Annotated in this window: 16 protein-coding genes; 11 read left to right on the top strand and 5 right to left on the bottom strand. The window is 67.3% G+C overall.

Going from position 1 to position 14,285, the window contains the following annotated elements; all coding sequences use genetic code 11:
- Positions 1 to 31: 31 nt before the first annotated feature.
- The 3 genes from AC4D2E_RS12315 to AC4D2E_RS12305 are packed head-to-tail and all read left to right on the top strand — an operon-like array spanning position 32 to position 3,034.
- A complete protein-coding gene (locus AC4D2E_RS12315; RefSeq protein WP_490952797.1) occupies positions 32 to 1,774 on the top strand; it encodes a dihydroxyacetone kinase family protein in 1,743 nt (580 codons plus the stop codon).
- On the top strand, positions 1,771 to 2,520 hold the full coding sequence (locus tag AC4D2E_RS12310) for a triose-phosphate isomerase (protein ID WP_490911385.1): 750 nt from the start codon (positions 1,771 to 1,773) through the stop codon (positions 2,518 to 2,520). The genes AC4D2E_RS12315 and AC4D2E_RS12310 overlap by 4 nt, the downstream gene beginning before the upstream one ends.
- Before the next feature lie 52 nt (positions 2,521 to 2,572).
- Positions 2,573 to 3,034, top strand: a complete 462-nt coding sequence (locus AC4D2E_RS12305; protein ID WP_104167313.1) for a ribose-5-phosphate isomerase — start codon at positions 2,573 to 2,575, stop codon at positions 3,032 to 3,034.
- A gap of 77 nt (positions 3,035 to 3,111) precedes the next feature.
- Here the strand turns inward: AC4D2E_RS12305 and AC4D2E_RS12300 are convergent, their stop codons facing one another.
- A complete protein-coding gene (locus AC4D2E_RS12300; RefSeq protein ID WP_104167315.1) occupies positions 3,112 to 4,194 on the bottom strand; it encodes a TerC family protein in 1,083 nt (360 codons plus the stop codon).
- 225 nt (positions 4,195 to 4,419) lie between these two features.
- Here AC4D2E_RS12300 and AC4D2E_RS12295 point away from each other — a divergent pair, with 225 nt between their 5' ends.
- The 4 genes from AC4D2E_RS12295 (at position 4,420) to AC4D2E_RS12280 (ending at position 6,881) form a co-directional block, all read left to right on the top strand.
- The gene (locus AC4D2E_RS12295; RefSeq protein WP_490911389.1) at positions 4,420 to 5,127 is read left to right on the top strand and encodes a histidine phosphatase family protein; all 708 of its coding nucleotides are present in this window, start codon (positions 4,420 to 4,422) and stop codon (positions 5,125 to 5,127) included.
- A 9-nt stretch (positions 5,128 to 5,136) separates the two neighbouring features.
- Positions 5,137 to 5,682, top strand: a complete 546-nt coding sequence (locus tag AC4D2E_RS12290; protein WP_104167319.1) for a DUF3090 domain-containing protein — start codon at positions 5,137 to 5,139, stop codon at positions 5,680 to 5,682.
- Positions 5,682 to 6,449 carry an SCO1664 family protein gene (locus AC4D2E_RS12285; RefSeq protein ID WP_490952796.1) on the top strand — a complete coding sequence of 256 codons (768 nt, stop codon included), beginning with the start codon at positions 5,682 to 5,684 and terminating at the stop codon, positions 6,447 to 6,449. The genes AC4D2E_RS12290 and AC4D2E_RS12285 overlap by 1 nt, the downstream gene beginning before the upstream one ends.
- 96 nt (positions 6,450 to 6,545) lie before the next feature.
- Positions 6,546 to 6,881 carry a GYD domain-containing protein gene (locus AC4D2E_RS12280; RefSeq protein WP_490911394.1) on the top strand — a complete coding sequence of 112 codons (336 nt, stop codon included), beginning with the start codon at positions 6,546 to 6,548 and terminating at the stop codon, positions 6,879 to 6,881.
- 357 nt (positions 6,882 to 7,238) lie between these two features.
- On the opposite strand, the gene AC4D2E_RS12275 is transcribed toward AC4D2E_RS12280, so the two are convergent.
- Complete coding sequence (locus AC4D2E_RS12275; protein WP_490911395.1) at positions 7,239 to 8,639, bottom strand: AI-2E family transporter; 1,401 nt, start codon at positions 8,637 to 8,639, stop codon at positions 7,239 to 7,241.
- Between the two features lie 257 nt (positions 8,640 to 8,896).
- Here AC4D2E_RS12275 and AC4D2E_RS12270 point away from each other — a divergent pair, with 257 nt between their 5' ends.
- The 3 genes from AC4D2E_RS12270 to AC4D2E_RS12260 all read left to right on the top strand — a co-directional run bounded on the left by AC4D2E_RS12270 (position 8,897) and on the right by AC4D2E_RS12260 (position 11,975).
- On the top strand, positions 8,897 to 9,073 hold the full coding sequence (locus tag AC4D2E_RS12270) for a CsbD family protein (RefSeq protein WP_104167326.1): 177 nt from the start codon (positions 8,897 to 8,899) through the stop codon (positions 9,071 to 9,073).
- Positions 9,074 to 9,501: 428 nt separating this feature from the next.
- Positions 9,502 to 10,962: a hemolysin family protein gene (locus tag AC4D2E_RS12265; protein WP_490911398.1), complete on the top strand. Its 1,461-nt coding sequence runs from the start codon at positions 9,502 to 9,504 to the stop codon at positions 10,960 to 10,962.
- Positions 10,959 to 11,975 (top strand): CNNM domain-containing protein, encoded by a 1,017-nt coding sequence (locus AC4D2E_RS12260; RefSeq protein ID WP_490911400.1) that lies wholly within the window; start codon positions 10,959 to 10,961, stop codon positions 11,973 to 11,975. Before AC4D2E_RS12265 ends, AC4D2E_RS12260 begins: the two co-directional genes overlap by 4 nt.
- 84 nt (positions 11,976 to 12,059) lie before the next feature.
- Here the strand turns inward: AC4D2E_RS12260 and AC4D2E_RS12255 are convergent, their stop codons facing one another.
- The 3 genes from AC4D2E_RS12255 to AC4D2E_RS12245 form a co-directional block, all read right to left on the bottom strand.
- Positions 12,060 to 12,554: an SRPBCC family protein gene (locus tag AC4D2E_RS12255; protein WP_490911402.1), complete on the bottom strand. Its 495-nt coding sequence runs from the start codon at positions 12,552 to 12,554 to the stop codon at positions 12,060 to 12,062.
- A 136-nt stretch (positions 12,555 to 12,690) separates the two neighbouring features.
- Positions 12,691 to 12,846, bottom strand: coding sequence for a hypothetical protein (locus AC4D2E_RS12250; RefSeq protein WP_490952795.1), 156 nt, complete (start codon positions 12,844 to 12,846; stop codon positions 12,691 to 12,693).
- 144 nt (positions 12,847 to 12,990) lie between these two features.
- Entirely contained in the window at positions 12,991 to 13,338 is a 348-nt protein-coding gene (locus tag AC4D2E_RS12245; RefSeq protein ID WP_490952794.1) for a cytoplasmic protein, read from the bottom strand.
- Between the two features lie 78 nt (positions 13,339 to 13,416).
- On the opposite strand from AC4D2E_RS12245, the gene AC4D2E_RS12240 reads away from it, so the two are divergent.
- A complete protein-coding gene (locus AC4D2E_RS12240) occupies positions 13,417 to 14,256 on the top strand; it encodes a sigma factor (RefSeq protein WP_490952793.1) in 840 nt (279 codons plus the stop codon).
- Positions 14,257 to 14,285: the final 29 nt, after the last annotated feature.

Here is a 14,285-nt window from a genome sequence, read left to right as displayed (position 1 = left end):
GACGGCCTTTCGAGACAACCGAGGTTGAACAATGACGTACCTTGTGAACGATCCCGAACACTTCGCTGCCGACGCCCTGCGCGGTTACGCGGCGGCACATCCTCAGCACGTGATGCTGGCGCACGGCGGGGTGGTCCGCTCGACCGACACTCCCCAGGGCCAGCCGGCACTGGTCATCGGTGGGGGGTCGGGGCACTACCCCGCCTTCGCAGGCTGGATCGGACCGGGCATGGGCCACGGCGCGCCGTGCGGCAACATCTTCTCCTCGCCGTCCGCGTCCCAGGTGTACTCGGTGTCGCGGTCGGCCGAGAACGGAGGCGGCGTCATCCTCGGCTTCGGCAACTACGCCGGCGACGTCCTGCACTTCGGGCAGGCCGCGGAGAAGCTGCGCGCCGAGGGCGTGGACGTGCGGATCATACGGGTGTCCGACGACATCGCGTCCGGGCCGGCCGCGGAGCACCGGGACCGCCGCGGCATCGCGGGCGACCTCGTGGTCTTCAAGATCGCCGGTGCGGCCATCGAGTCCGGGGCCGACATCGACGAGGCCGAGCGGGTCGCCTGGAAGGCCAACGACGCAACGCGGTCCTTCGGCGTGGCGTTCGAGGGCTGCACCCTCCCCGGGGCCGACGGCGCACTGTTCCACGTGCCCGAGGGCGAGATGGCGATCGGTCTCGGCATCCACGGAGAACCCGGCATCCGGGAGGTCCCCCTGGGCACTGCCGCGGAAGTCGCCGACCTCCTTCTCGACGGTGTCCTGGAGGAGGAGCCGGAGCGCTCCGCCGGCGGCTACCAGGGGCGCGTCGCCGTCGTCCTCAATGGCCTCGGAAGCGTGAAGTACGAGGAACTCTTCACCGTCTACGGGCGCCTGGCCGAGCGGTTCGCCGAGAAGGGGCTCACCGTCGTGGCCCCGGAAGTGGGCGAGCACGTCACCAGCCTCGACATGGCCGGGCTGTCCCTGACGGTCGTCTTCCTCGACGACGAACTCGAGGAGTACTGGCTGGCCCCGGCCGACACCCCCGCCTTCCGCAGGGGCGCGCCGGACTCGTCCGCCAGGGCGGGACGGACCCGGGTCCACACCCCCGGCGAGGAAGCAATCCCCGAGGCCTCCCCCGAGTCACGTGAGGTCGCGGCGTCGATCGTGAAGGCCCTGGAGGTGCTGCGCGCCACCGCGTCCGAGCACCAGGAGTACTTCGGCCGGCTCGACGCCGTCGCCGGCGACGGCGACCACGGCCAGGGCATGGCCTACGGCTCGCGGGGCGCGGCAGAGGCCGGACGGGCCGCCGTCGAGAAGGGCGCCGGCGCCCGGACCGTCCTGCTCCACGCCGGCGACGCCTGGGCCGAGGAAGCAGGCGGCACATCGGGGGCCCTGTGGGGCGCGGCGCTGATCGCAGCGGGAAGCGTGTTCGACGACGCGGAGGGCGCCACGCCCGCCCACGTCGTCCGGGCCCTGATGACCGGGAGCGACGCCATCAGCCGCCTCGGCGGGGCGGAGCCCGGAGACAAGACGATGGTCGACGCCATCGTCCCGTTCCGGGAATCGCTGGCCGCCGAGTTCGAGGCGTCGGCCGATCTGGCGGCCTCGACCAGGAAGGCAGCCGCCGTCGCCCGTGAGGCAGCCGACGCCACCTCGGGTATCGCCGCCCGCCGCGGACGGTCACGCGTCCTCGGGGAGAAGAGCGTGGGCACCCCGGATCCCGGCGCCATCTCCTTCTCCATCCTCATGGACGCCCTCGCGGAGCTCTTCGGATCGGCCACCGTGGAGAACCGACCGTGACGGTATGGGTCGGCACGAGCTGGAAGATGAACAAGTCCCTCGCCGAGTCCCGGGACTATGCGAGAGGCCTGCTCGCGGGTCTGGCGACGCGGGAAGCAGGCATGGTGCAGCCCTTCGTGATCCCTCCCGCGACGGCGATCGCCGCCGTGGCGGAGATCCTCGCAGAGGACGGCCGCGTCCTGCTCGGTGCGCAGAACGCGCACTGGGAGGACTCCGGGGCCTGGACCGGTGAGCTCTCCGTGCCGCAGGTCGCCGATGCCGGGGCACGGATGGTCGAGATCGGTCACTCGGAGCGGCGTGAGCACTTCGGTGAAACCGACGAGACCGCCCGCCGGAAGGTGGCTGCGACCCTCCGGCACGATCTGATCCCGCTGCTCTGCATCGGCGAGCCCACGGGCGTGAAGGACGCCGGTGGATCCACAGACTTCATCCTCGAGCAAGCTGCCCGGGCACTCGACGGGCTCGGCGAAGAGCAGCTGGCACGCGTCATGATTGCTTATGAGCCGATCTGGGCGATCGGCGACCATGGACGTCCCGCCACGGTCGACGAACTCGAGAAACCGTTCGCCGCACTCGGGCAGGAGTACGGAGGCCGCATCGCCGGCCTGCTCTACGGCGGTTCGGTCGGGCTCGACAATGCTGCGGCCCTCCTGGGCATCCAGCACGTGGACGGGCTGTTCGTCGGCCGCACGGCATGGGACCTGAAGGGCTACCTGCGCCTGATCGACATCGCTGCGGGACGGTGACGGCCACGTCCGCGACCACCAGTTCCATGATCTACAGGAAGAGGAACCAACTATGAGTCAGAAACTACGCATCGTCATCGGAAGCGACGAGGCCGGACTGGACTACAAGGAGGTCCTGCGCAAGGACCTCGAGGCCGATGACCGCGTCGAGAGCGTGGTGGATGTCGGAATCTCCCGCTCCGAGAACGTCGACTACCCCCATGTCGCGGTGGATGCAGCCCGCAAGGTGGAAAGCGGCGAGGCGGACCGCGCCCTGCTGATCTGCGGTACCGGTCTGGGTGTGGCGATCTCGGCCAACAAGGTCTCCGGCATCCGGGCCGTCACCGCCCATGACTCCTATTCGGTGGAACGCTCGGTCCTGAGCAACAACGCCCAGGTGCTCTGCATGGGCCAGCGGGTGATCGGCGTGGAGCTGGCACGGCGCCTGGCCAAGGAGTGGCTCGGCTACGTGTTCGATCCCTCGAGCGCGTCCGCCGCGAAGGTGGATGCCATCAGCGGCTACGAACAGCGCTGATCGTCGCTCCTGCCTGACACACCGACGGCCACCGGTTCCCGCCTTCGCGGAGCCGGTGGCCGTCGTCCGTGCGGTGGTTACTTCCTCGCGCCCGCGGCGGTGCTGGCGTCGTCGTCGGACTGGGGATCCGTGTCGTTGTCGTCCGAAGCGGCGGTGACCACCGGCTCGTCCCGCACCCGGTCGCGGTCGTTCCTGGCGTCGTCGCCCCGGGTCTTGAGCAGGCTCGCGACGGTCGCGACGGTGATGGTGGCACCGATGAACAGCAGCGAGAACCAGATGGGGATCTCGGGGACCCAGAGGAGCGGCTGCCCGCCGTTGATGAAGGACAGCTCGTTGACGTGCAGGGCGTGGAACACGAGCTTCACGCCGATGAAGGCGAGGATGACGGCGAGTCCCTGGGCGAGGTAGACCAGGCGCTCGAGCAGTCCCCCGATGAGGAAGAACAGCTGGCGCAGGCCCATCAGGGCGAAGGCGTTGGCGGTGAAGACGATGTACGCCTCGTTGGTCAGGCCGTAGATCGCGGGGATGGAGTCGACGGCGAAGATGAGGTCCACGAAGCCGATCGCGATGATGGTGAGCAGCATCGGGGTGACGAAGCGCGTGCCGTCCTTCTTCACGGTCAGTTTGTCCCCGTGGTACTCGTCGGTGACGGGCAGGACGCGGCGGACGAGCTGCATGAACTTGCCGTCGGCCGGGTTGGTGTCGTGGCTGCCGAACGCCTGCTTGTAGGCCAGGAAGAGCAGCAGGGCGCCGAAGATGTAGAAGATCCAGGAGAAGTTCTCGATCAGTCCGGCGCCGATGGCGATGAACCCGCCGCGGAGGATCAGGGCGATGATGATGCCGATCATCAGCACCTTCTGCTGGTACTTCTTCGGGACCGCGAAGCCCGTCATCACGATGAGGAAGACGAAGAGGTTGTCGATCGACAGGGCCTTCTCCGTGAGATAGCCGGCGAAGTACTCGCCGCCGAACGTCCAGCCCGACACCACGCCGATCCCGACACCGAACAGCAGGGCCAGGCCGATGTAGAACGCCGACCAGCGCGCCGATTCGCCGATGGTCGGTTCGTGGGGTGTGCGCACGTGCGCGAAGAATTCGTAGACGAAGAAGAGGATCGTCACGGCGATCGTGATCAACCAGATGGTGGGGGTGACCTGCATCAGGGGTACTCCAAAGGGTAGGCGTCGGACATAGGCGCCAAGGTCTCCTCCGCCCGGCCGGAACCGGAACCGATGGGCCCGGGATGCTTCAGTGCATCCGTATTGACGGGCCGATCACAGACGGGAGTACTCCCCTTGATAGGAAAAGCCTAACGCACGCCTGCCCGTCCCGATTTCTGTGGCGCGAGCGGGCGACGCCGTCGACCGGGTGGCTAGGCTGGGTGGATGGCGACAGTGATCCTCGTGCGGCACGGCCGCACCACAGCGAATGCCACCGGGCTGCTGGCCGGTCGGACCGTCGGCGTCGGCCTGGACGAGATCGGGCGGGACCAGGCGGCCCTGACCGGTGACCGGCTCGCCGCCGTGCCCGTCGTCGGCGTGGTCTCGAGCCCCCTCGAGCGGTGTCGGCAGACCGCCCGGTTCATCCTCGATCGCCAGACCGGCACCCCGCATGCGCCGATCGATCCCGATCTCACCGAGTGCGATTACGGCCAGTGGCAGGGCCGCCTGCTCAGTGACCTCGCGACGGAACCCCTGTGGCCGGTGGTGCAGTCGCAGCCGTCCGCCGTCACCTTTCCCGGTGGCGAATCCATGGCCGCGATGCAGGCGCGGTCGGTGGCGGCGATCCGACGCCATGATGCGGCCTTCGAAGCCGAATTCGGGCCCGGCGCCGTATGGGTGGCGGTGAGCCACGGAGACATCATCAAGTCCATCCTCGCGGACGCGCTCGGCATGCACCTCGACCTGTTCCAGCGCATCAACGTCGGCCCCGCCTCGGTGTCGATCGTGCAGTACGGCACCAGCCGGCCGAGCGTCTACGCGACCAACACCGACGCCGGGGATCTGTCGTGGTTGGCGAAGAGCGCCCTGTCCGACGATGCGGCGGTGGGCGGCGGGGCAGGGCCGACGGCGACACGCACCTCGTCGGCCTAAAATACTTCTATGCCTACAACTGTTCACGAGTTCGCCTGGCCTGACCGGGTTGTCGTCGGCACCATCGGCCTCCCGGGGGCGCGTACGTTCTACCTGCAGGTGCGCTCGGGGTCCCAGCTCGTGAGTATCGCGCTGGAGAAGCAGCAGTCGGCCCTGCTCGCCGAGAAGATCGACGAGATCCTCGACGAGCTCAGCACCCTCGACGGCAACCCCTTCAGCGTTCCCACGAGTACGCCCATCGAACTCGTCGACAACGACCAGCTCGAGACCGTCGAGGAGCAGTTCCGCACCGGCGCGATGAGCCTGGGGTGGGATCCCGCGACGGCGCAGGTGGTCATCGAGGCCTACCCGCTGCCCGATACCGACGACGACGCCGCGTTGCTCGACGACGAGGTAGAGGCGGCCGAGATGCTGCTGGTGCGCATGCCGGTCGGGACCGCCCGCGCCTTCACCAAGCGCACGCGGGAGGTCGTGGGCGCAGGGCGTCCGATCTGCGTGATCTGCGGCCAGCCCATCGACGCCGACGGGCACATCTGCGCCGTGCCCGAGGTCTGATGCCGGCGCCCGACCTCGTGACCGCCGAGCTGACGCTCACCGGGCGCATCACGACGGCGTCGAACGCCACGTTCCTGGGCAGCATCGGCGACACCGCGGTCGTGTACAAACCGATCCGGGGCGAGAAGCCGCTGTGGGATTTCCCCGACGGCTTCCTGGCCCACAGGGAGGTGGCCGCGTACCTGGTCTCGGAGCTCCTCGGCTGGAACATCGTGCCCCGCACCTGGCTGCGCGACGGCCCGTTCGGCGAGGGCATGGTGCAGCTCTGGCAGGAGACGGACCCCGACCGGAGCGCCGTCGACCTCGTTGCGGCGGCCCTCGTGCCGGAGACCGGGTGGAAGCAGGTCCTCGAGGGTCAGGACGAGAAGGGGCGGATGGTCGCCCTGATTCATGAGGACACGCCTGCGCTGCGCCGTATGGCGGTGTTCGACGCGGTCGTCAACAATGCCGACCGCAAGGGCGATCACATCCTCGAGATGGTGGACGGACACCGGTTCGGTGTGGACCACGGGCTCACGTTCCACAGTGACCACAAGCTGCGCACGGTGCTGTGGGGGTGGCTGGGCGACGAGCTGACCGCCGAGGAACTCGACGGTATCGATCGTGTCAGCGACGGACTGGACGGTGAGCTGGGGCGGGAGCTGACGGATCTGCTCACCGCCGAGGAGATCGCTGCGCTCGCTGCACGCTGCGCTGCGTTGCGCTCGGCGGGGCGGTTTCCGGCTCCGAGCGGTGAGATGTCGGCGGTGCCCTGGCCGCTGTTCTGAAGGGGCACCCGCTACAGCGCACTCGTTGCTGCCCCCTGTGCAAGCTGCCATTCTTGGTGAACCCGCACTTCTGACAGTGAACGAAGGGAAAAGACGATGCCGCTCTATCTGTCGAAGTTCAGCTATACATCAGAGACCTGGGCAAGGCTGATCCACACTCCCGAGGACCGCGGGAAAGCCGCCCGAGCGTACATCGAATCCGTCGGAGGGAAACTTCATGGGTTCTGGTACGCGTTCGGCGCCCACGACGGCTACACCTTGTGGGAGGCACCCGACAACGTCTCGATGGCCGCGGTTGCGTTAGCGATCAGCGGAGGCGGCGCCATGAACTCGCTCGAAACGACAGTGCTCCTGACCGTCGACGAAACGATGGAAGCCCTGCGCAATGCGGAGCAGATCGGGTACCAGCCTCCCGGCACCCACCATGCTTGACGACCTTCCATGACGACGAGGCTCCTTCTGCAACACCCCTGCATCGCCTCCCGGGTCGCTGCCGATCCTTTCGCCGACCCTTTCCACTGATCGGCCCATCTCGGCGTGACGGCGCGTCAGCCGGAGCCGAACCGGACGCGAACCTGATCAACGGTGTTCCGGTGCTGCGCGGCGCCGGCGGGGACGAACTCCTGCCCCTGCTGCGGGACGCACTGGATCAGAGCCCTTCCACCAGCTCGTAACACTGGAAGCCCTTCACCACGACGCCGCCGCACACCCGGTCGTTCCACTTCTTCAAGGCTTCTGTGGGGCTGTTCCCGGACTGCCGCCAAGGCGTCCGACGGGCCGTGTGCGAGGTCACCGGCCCGGCTCGGCGCCTGGATCGGAGTCACGGTCGGTGTCTGCGTCTGCGGCATCCAATGTCTCCTGGCGAGAATCGACGGGGATCCTGTCCCCGAGGTCGGAGGTGTGCGCGCTGACCCGGGCATGCTCCGCCTGGCCCTTCCCGTCGTCCTGCTGCTCGTCCTTGCCGGAGTCCTGCCCTGAACGCCGTCGGGAATCCTGGCGGGGATTCTCTTCGGCCGGCTTGCTGGTAGGGGTGTTGCGGGGTCCGTGGCCCTGTTCGTCCATGAGGGTGTGTGTCTCGGCCTGGGTGATGGCCTTGTCGGTGATGTCTTCGTCGCGGTCGGCGTTCCATGCTTTGATGCCGGCCCAGGCGACGGCGGTGAGGGGGACGGAGAGGATCGCGCCGATGATCCCTGCCAGGACGGTCCCCGCGGTGAGGGCGACCAGGATCACGAGTGGGTGGACGCTGAGGGTATGGCCCATGACGACCGGTTGCAGGAAGTTGCCTTCGAGCTGGTTGACGAGGATGACGACGCCGAGCACGATCAGTGCGGTGACGGGCCCGTTGGTGACCAGTGCGACGAGGGTCGCCACGGCGCCCGCCAGGGTCGCGCCGACCAGTGGGATGAACGCTCCGATGAAGACGATCGCGGCCAGCGGCAGGGCGAGGGGCACCCCGAGGATGACCAGGGCCAGTCCGATGAAGAACGCGTCGACGGCCGCGACGATCGCGGTCCCGCGGACGTATCCACCGAGTACGGCGACGCTCTGGTCTCCGACGTTCCGGGCTCTGACCAGGCGGGTGCCTTTGAAGGCCCTCAGGGTGAAGGCCCAGATCTTCTCACCGTCCTTGAGGAAGAAGAAGAGGATGACGATCATCAGCACCAATCCGGTGAGGAAGTTCGTCGCAGCGCTCAGTCCCGCCAGGGCCGTGGTGCCGGCGGCGCTACTGGTGGCGAAGTCCGCGGCCGCGTCACGGGCCGCCTGGAGTTGCCCGTCATCGACGGGTATGGGCCCGTTCTCCACGAAATCGATCAGTTGATCGACGCCCTGAACGGCGCTGCTGGTGAGGGTGTCGGTCTGGCCCATGATCGCGAACACGACTCCCGCGAGCAGGCCGCCGATGAGCGCGAGAAGGATGGCGAAGGACGCTGCGGTCGCGAGGGAACTCGACCATCCTCGGCGTCGCAGCCAGGACACGAAGGGTCCGATCGCCGAGGCGAGGATCAGGGCCAGCAGGAGCGGGATGATCACCAGGCGTACCTGGATCAGGGCATAGACGACCACGGTGAACAGTGCCAGCAGGAGCAGGACCTGAGTTGCTCTGTGCGCCGCACGGCCGAGCGGCCCGGCCCAGGGGTCCTGGTGATCGGTCTGGCGTGGAAGCGCTCGTGGTGAGGTGGAGGAGCTCATGGGGTGTGGCCTTTCGGTAGCTCTGCCGGGTGCCGGTGTCGAACACGATTCTGCCCGCCGCGCGTCGTGACCACGCTGTCGGATTCTGACGGCAACAAGAGAGCCGAAATCCTGCAATGGCAGGTAAATGCGGTCGGGTCGGCGGCAAGGGGGCGTGTGCAGCGTCCCCATGACCCGGGGCGACTGTGCATAGACTGGAACGGCCGGTGCAAGAAGCCGGTGGTACCACCAATGACGTCAACCGTAGGGAGAACATCATGGGACTGGACGACAAGATCGGCAACACCGCGGACAAGCTCGGCGGTAAAGGCAAGGAAGCTGCCGGTGACGCCACGGGCGACGACAGCCTCAAAGCCGAAGGCAAGGGCGATCAGGCCAAGGGTGATCTGAAGCAGGCCGGCGAGAAGGTCAAGGACGCCTTCAAGAAGAACTGACGCTCCTGCCGTCCTGCACCGCGCCGGGACTCCAGGCAGCGAGATAGAAGAGGCGAAGGGGAGTGCACATCAACAGGGTGCACTCCCTTTCTCTGTGCTTTTCGCCTCTGCCCCCGGCATACCACTGCCATGACAGCCGGATGCGGGCCACATCTTTATCAGGAAACCGCAGTGTGGGCAGGAGGGGGCAGACACGCGGCGGACGCTGCCGCAAGAGGCCCATTGCCTATGAAGATGAGAGCCGCTCTCATCTTGCTTCAGTATCGTTGTGGTCAGTCATTTGTTGCCTATTGAGGGATGCTGGTTCTACTGAGCGCGCGGCACGGGTCCATCGACGACCCCGATCATGGGTGTACTTCCTGTTTGGGATCTGACGCCGAAGGCGTGCCTGGTGGAGCGACACAGGCTTCGCGCCGAGGACCACGCCGGTGATTGCAGCCGTCCTCACACTTCTCCTCGGCATCGTCGTGATCCTGGCGATCATCGCCGCCAACGGATACTTCGTGGCACAGGAGTTCGCCTACATGTCCGTGGACCGCACGCGACTTGCCGCACGCGCTCAAGCCGGTGACGTCGCCGCGAAACGCGCCTTGAAAGTGACACGCCGTACCTCGTTCATGCTCTCCGGAGCACAACTGGGCATCACCGTCACCGGCCTGATGATCGGTTACGTCGCCGAGCCGCTGGTCGGGGAATCCTTGGGAGTACTGCTCGGAGGCGCCGGCATTCCTGCTGCCCTGAGCATCTCGATCGGCACCATCCTGGCACTGGTCCTCGCCACCGTGGTGCAGATGATCTTCGGCGAGCTGTATCCGAAGAACCTCGCGATCGCGAACCCCGAACCACTGGCCCGTGGGCTCGCACGCTCCACCACCATCTACCTCACGGTCTTCGGGTGGCTGATCACCGTCTTCGACCACGCCGCGAACGCGCTGCTGCGCCTGCTGAAGGTCGAGCCCGTCCACGACGTCGATACCACGGCGACCGCGAAGGATCTCGACCGGATCGTCGCTGACTCCCGGGAGAGCGGCGACTTGCCCGAGGACCTGTCGATGCTCATCGACCGCATCCTCGACTTCCCGGACCGCGACATCGAGCACGCGATGATTCCCCGGTCGCAGGTCGGCACCGTTACGCCGGCTTCTTCCATCGATGAGGTGCGCACCCGGATGGCCGAAGCGCACACCCGGTATCCGGTGGTCTCCGATACCGAGGAACCCCTTGGCGTGGCCCACCTGTCAGATCTCCTGGGTCCGGACGTCGACGGGAACGCTGCGGTCACCACCATCATGCGCCCGGCCGTGGTCCTCCCCGCCCTGATGTCCCTGCCCGACGCGCTGGACCGTCTGATGCAGTCCCGGAACCAGCTCGCCTGCGTCATCGATGAATACGGCGGCTTCACCGGTGTCATCACCGTCGAAGACCTCGCAGAAGAACTCCTCGGCGAACTCATCGACGAGCACGACGACGACACCCCACCCTTCATCGAAACAGGGGACGGAGCGTCCTGGCGCATGAGCGGCAGCATCCACGCCGACGAGGTGGAACGGGCCGTGGGGCACAGCCTTCCCGACGGTGACTACGAAACGCTCGCCGGGCTCCTCATCGCCACGCGAGGCGAACTGCCCGCGATAGGCGAGAGCGTCTCGGTGGAACTTCCCGACGACGCGCGGGATTACGTCCTGGACGAGCCCGTCCGCCGGATCCTCGAGGTCCAGGTGCTCGAGATCGAACGCCATGTGCCCAGCGTGCTCGACGTTCGGTTGCGGCAGCTCACCCGCGACGAAGTCGACACCGGGCGCCCCGGAGACGCCGCAGTAGGTACTGACGGCGGAGCCGAAGCAGCCGACCACAAGCAGGTCGCACCGCAGCAGGAGGAGGACCGATGACGGATCCGCTGATCGTCACCCTCGTCACGACCCTGTTGATCGTCCTCAGCGCGTTCTTCGTGGTGATCGAGTTCGCGTTGCTCGGTGCCCGCAGCCACCGTCTCGAACCGGAGGCTGCGACCAACCGCTCCGCCCGCGCGGCGCTGCGTGGCATCAACGAGCTGACCCTCATGCTCGCAGGAGCGCAGCTGGGCATCACAGCGTGCACGTTCGCCCTCGGTGCAATCACCAAGCCCGCGGTCGATGCGTGGCTCGGCCCTGTCCTCACCTCCTGGGGCGTGCCCGAAGGTATTGCAGGTGGAGCAGCATTCGGCTTGTCGCTGCTGTTCGTGACCTTCCTGCACCTCGTCGTCGGTGAGATGGCCCCGAAGTCCTGGGCCATCGCTCATCCCGAACGGTCGGCGAAACTCGTCGGCATCCCGTCGAGGATCTACATATGGCCTCTGCGCCCCCTGCTGAAGTGGGTCAACGCCGTGGCGAACCGATTGGTCGCCGCCAGCGGTGTCACCCCCGTGGAACGAGCCGCCGTCGGCGGTCAGGATGCCGACACCATCCGCCACCTCGTGGAACACTCCGCGTCCGTCGGCGCGCTCGATGCCTCTTTCCAGACCCAGCTCTCCGGGGTCCTGCACCTCGAGAAGCTGACCGTCCGGGAACTGGTCTCCCCCGGCCTACCGACTTCCGTGCCATCCACTGCGACGATCGCCGACGTCCAGGCCGCGGCCGCGCGCACCGAGCATCTGCGTATCCTGGTCGACGAGACGACGACAGCGGGCCCGGGGGTGGTCCACGTACGCGATACCCTCCTCGAACCTGCTGATCGGCCCGTCAGCGACCTCAGCCGACCCGCTTTCCAGCTCGACGCCGGCACCCCGGTGTACGAGGCGCTCACCCAGCTGCGGGGCGCGAGAGAACAGCTGGCCGTGGTCATGGAGGACGAGCGCCTCGTCGGCGTGATCACCCTGTCCGACGTCCTGGCACATGTGCTGCCCCCATCAGCTCACCACGCCTGAGAAGGACGCCGATGAGAGCAGTGACGATTCACGAAGCCACGGCGTCGCAGTCGATCAGGCTGCAGGATCACACGAGAGCGGCCGTCAGAGGGTGGGTGCTCCGGTCTGTGCCTGTTCTGCGATGGTGCGGAGCCGGTGAAGACTCTCCTCGATGCCGTCGTGCAGGGTCTTGCGGCGGTTCCTATCACGCCCGAAGCCGCTTACGATGATCCATCCGGCTCGGGTGATGGGCCGCACTACTTCGTACGATTCGGTGACGCGGGTTCCCCCGTGCTCGGGTTCGAACCTGTAACGCCAGTGCACGGTGCCACAGAGGGGTTCGGTGCGGGCGAAGGCGAACTCCCGACCCTGCAGCACCGCCGTGACGATCGGCTTGTTGCTCCATCGGGACTTCCCGATCCTGTTCTGTGCTTTGAAGCGGGCACCCAGCGCGGGCCCGGCAGCACCACCGAGCCACACGCAGGATGCCACCTCGGGGCTGTATTCAGGCGTCCTGGTCACGTCGGCCACGATCTCGTAGACGTCCTCGGGCGGAGCATCGATGTGGATACTCAATTCATCCCGGTCCAGAGTCTGCATCAGAATGCCTCCCAACAGGACACTTCTCCCACCGAAGCGGTGTGGGTGTACAGGATCACCCCGATGCCCTACCGAGTCAATCCCCGGCGTCCACGGACGATCAGTAGCAACTCCCCCTGGCGAACGGTCGGCGGAGTCAGCTGTTCTTGGTGCGGACGGGGCTGTCCTCGATCTCCTCGAGGGGCGAGTCCTCGTCGTCGTCCTTCGACAGCTTGTCGTGCCCCTCGAGGGACTCGGACAGCTCTTCGTCGGCCGACTCGTCGTGCTGGGGCTGTTGGTTCTGGCTGCTCATGGGGAGTCCTTCCGATGGGATCCTGCTGGCCGTGCGACGCGCTGCGAGGGTGCGGGGTAGGACCGCCACGGTGGGGTGTTCGACGTCGTCCTTCCAGCCTACGCGAATCATCAGCCTGCTTGGTATCTATCGCCATCGGGTGGATCAGAGCTTGGTCGGTCCCAGATGCAGGCCATCCGTGTCGGGATTCGGATCCGCCTCCTTCAGTTCCACGAAGAAAGCGTGCGACGGCGTCGTCCCCGAGTTCTCGCCGTAGTGGTCCTGGGCGGGCAGCCAACGGACCTCCCCGTCCTGGAGTTCCACGTCGATGCTCCTCCCATGGGCATGCAACCGCCGACGGAACGAACCGGCGGTGATCATGACGCTGTCGGGGTGCTGGTGCTCTGTGCTGATATCGCCGGGCTCGTCCGTGTACTCGAGGACGCGAACGCGGTGGTTCTCGAACACCACCCGATAATGCCGAGGATTGGTCTGAACCGGATCAAGTGCCATGGGCGGACTGTACGCCCGCGGGCAACTGTCGGCCAGAGTCCTCCTGCCGCCCTTCCCGGGACGGTTTAGGGTGTGCGGATGGACCTGACGGAGCAGTTCGAAGCCGAACGCCCACGCCTCGTGCGCATCGCGGCCGGCGTCCTCGATGACCGGGCCGAGGGCGAGGACATGGTGCAGCAGGCCTGGCTGCGCCTCCACGCCACCGACACCGTGATCGAGAACGTGCCGGGCTGGCTGACGGTCGTGACGACACGCCTCTGCCTCGATCGCCTGCGGTCCAGGGTGCCGGAGCCGACGGACACCGTCCCGGAAACCGACGCCGGCGCCGTCACCGACCCGGCCGAACAGCTGATCGAGGCCGCCAGCGTGGGCGTCGCCCTCCAGGTGGTGCTGCAACGCCTGTCACCGTCCGAACGGGTGGCGTTCATCCTGCATGACACCTTCGGCGTGGACTTCCGCACCATCGCAACCGTCCTCGCGGTCTCACCGGAGGCCGCCCGCAAGCTGGCGTCGAGGGCCCGGTCCCGGGTCTCGGCCCTCGCCCCGGACGGGACACCCGCCGACTGGGAGGTCGTCGACGCCTTCCTCGCTGCGTCCCGGGGCGGCAGCTTCGCGCGCCTGGTACACCTGCTCGCACCCGATGTCGTCGTCAGCGCCGATACCGAGGCGATCGAGGCCGGCACCCCGGCACGGCTGGAGGGTCGCGCGACGGTGGCGGCGATGTTCGACGGCGCCGCGACCACCGCCTTCCCGGTCTTCGTCGACGGGCGGCCCGGCGCCGCGTGGTTCCACCGCGGCGAGGCTCGGGTGGCGTTCGACTTCACGATCACCGACGGCGTCGTCAGCGCGATCACGTTCCGCGCACGGCCGGACGTCCTGAGCGCCCTCGTCCGGCGCGCGGCTGCGGAACGCACATGAGCTCACCGGTCACACTTCCGATGCCTGAT

It is taken from the genome of Arthrobacter sp. TJ-265 (genome assembly GCF_058269135.1).
Note: the sequence above shows the minus strand (reverse complement) of the source record. Positions and strands in the feature narration are given on the sequence as shown.

What these genes read in the sequence shown, in the direction of transcription:
- AC4D2E_RS12300 (WP_104167315.1), bottom strand. Translation starts at nt 4,194, where the DNA reads ATGCAGGTCACCCCCACCATCTGGTTGATCACGATCGCCGTGACGATC.
- AC4D2E_RS12275 (WP_490911395.1), bottom strand. Translation starts at nt 8,639, where the DNA reads ATGAGCTCCTCCACCTCACCACGAGCGCTTCCACGCCAGACCGATCAC.
- AC4D2E_RS12240 (WP_490952793.1), top strand. Translation starts at nt 13,417, where the DNA reads ATGGACCTGACGGAGCAGTTCGAAGCCGAACGCCCACGCCTCGTGCGC.
- AC4D2E_RS12290 (WP_104167319.1), top strand. Translation starts at nt 5,137, where the DNA reads ATGCCTACAACTGTTCACGAGTTCGCCTGGCCTGACCGGGTTGTCGTC.
- AC4D2E_RS12250 (WP_490952795.1), bottom strand. Translation starts at nt 12,846, where the DNA reads ATGAGCAGCCAGAACCAACAGCCCCAGCACGACGAGTCGGCCGACGAA.
- AC4D2E_RS12255 (WP_490911402.1), bottom strand. Translation starts at nt 12,554, where the DNA reads ATGCAGACTCTGGACCGGGATGAATTGAGTATCCACATCGATGCTCCG.
- AC4D2E_RS12270 (WP_104167326.1), top strand. Translation starts at nt 8,897, where the DNA reads ATGGGACTGGACGACAAGATCGGCAACACCGCGGACAAGCTCGGCGGT.
- AC4D2E_RS12280 (WP_490911394.1), top strand. Translation starts at nt 6,546, where the DNA reads ATGCCGCTCTATCTGTCGAAGTTCAGCTATACATCAGAGACCTGGGCA.
- AC4D2E_RS12260 (WP_490911400.1), top strand. Translation starts at nt 10,959, where the DNA reads ATGACGGATCCGCTGATCGTCACCCTCGTCACGACCCTGTTGATCGTC.
- AC4D2E_RS12245 (WP_490952794.1), bottom strand. Translation starts at nt 13,338, where the DNA reads ATGGCACTTGATCCGGTTCAGACCAATCCTCGGCATTATCGGGTGGTG.
- AC4D2E_RS12305 (WP_104167313.1), top strand. Translation starts at nt 2,573, where the DNA reads ATGAGTCAGAAACTACGCATCGTCATCGGAAGCGACGAGGCCGGACTG.
- AC4D2E_RS12295 (WP_490911389.1), top strand. Translation starts at nt 4,420, where the DNA reads ATGGCGACAGTGATCCTCGTGCGGCACGGCCGCACCACAGCGAATGCC.
- AC4D2E_RS12285 (WP_490952796.1), top strand. Translation starts at nt 5,682, where the DNA reads ATGCCGGCGCCCGACCTCGTGACCGCCGAGCTGACGCTCACCGGGCGC.
- AC4D2E_RS12315 (WP_490952797.1), top strand. Translation starts at nt 32, where the DNA reads ATGACGTACCTTGTGAACGATCCCGAACACTTCGCTGCCGACGCCCTG.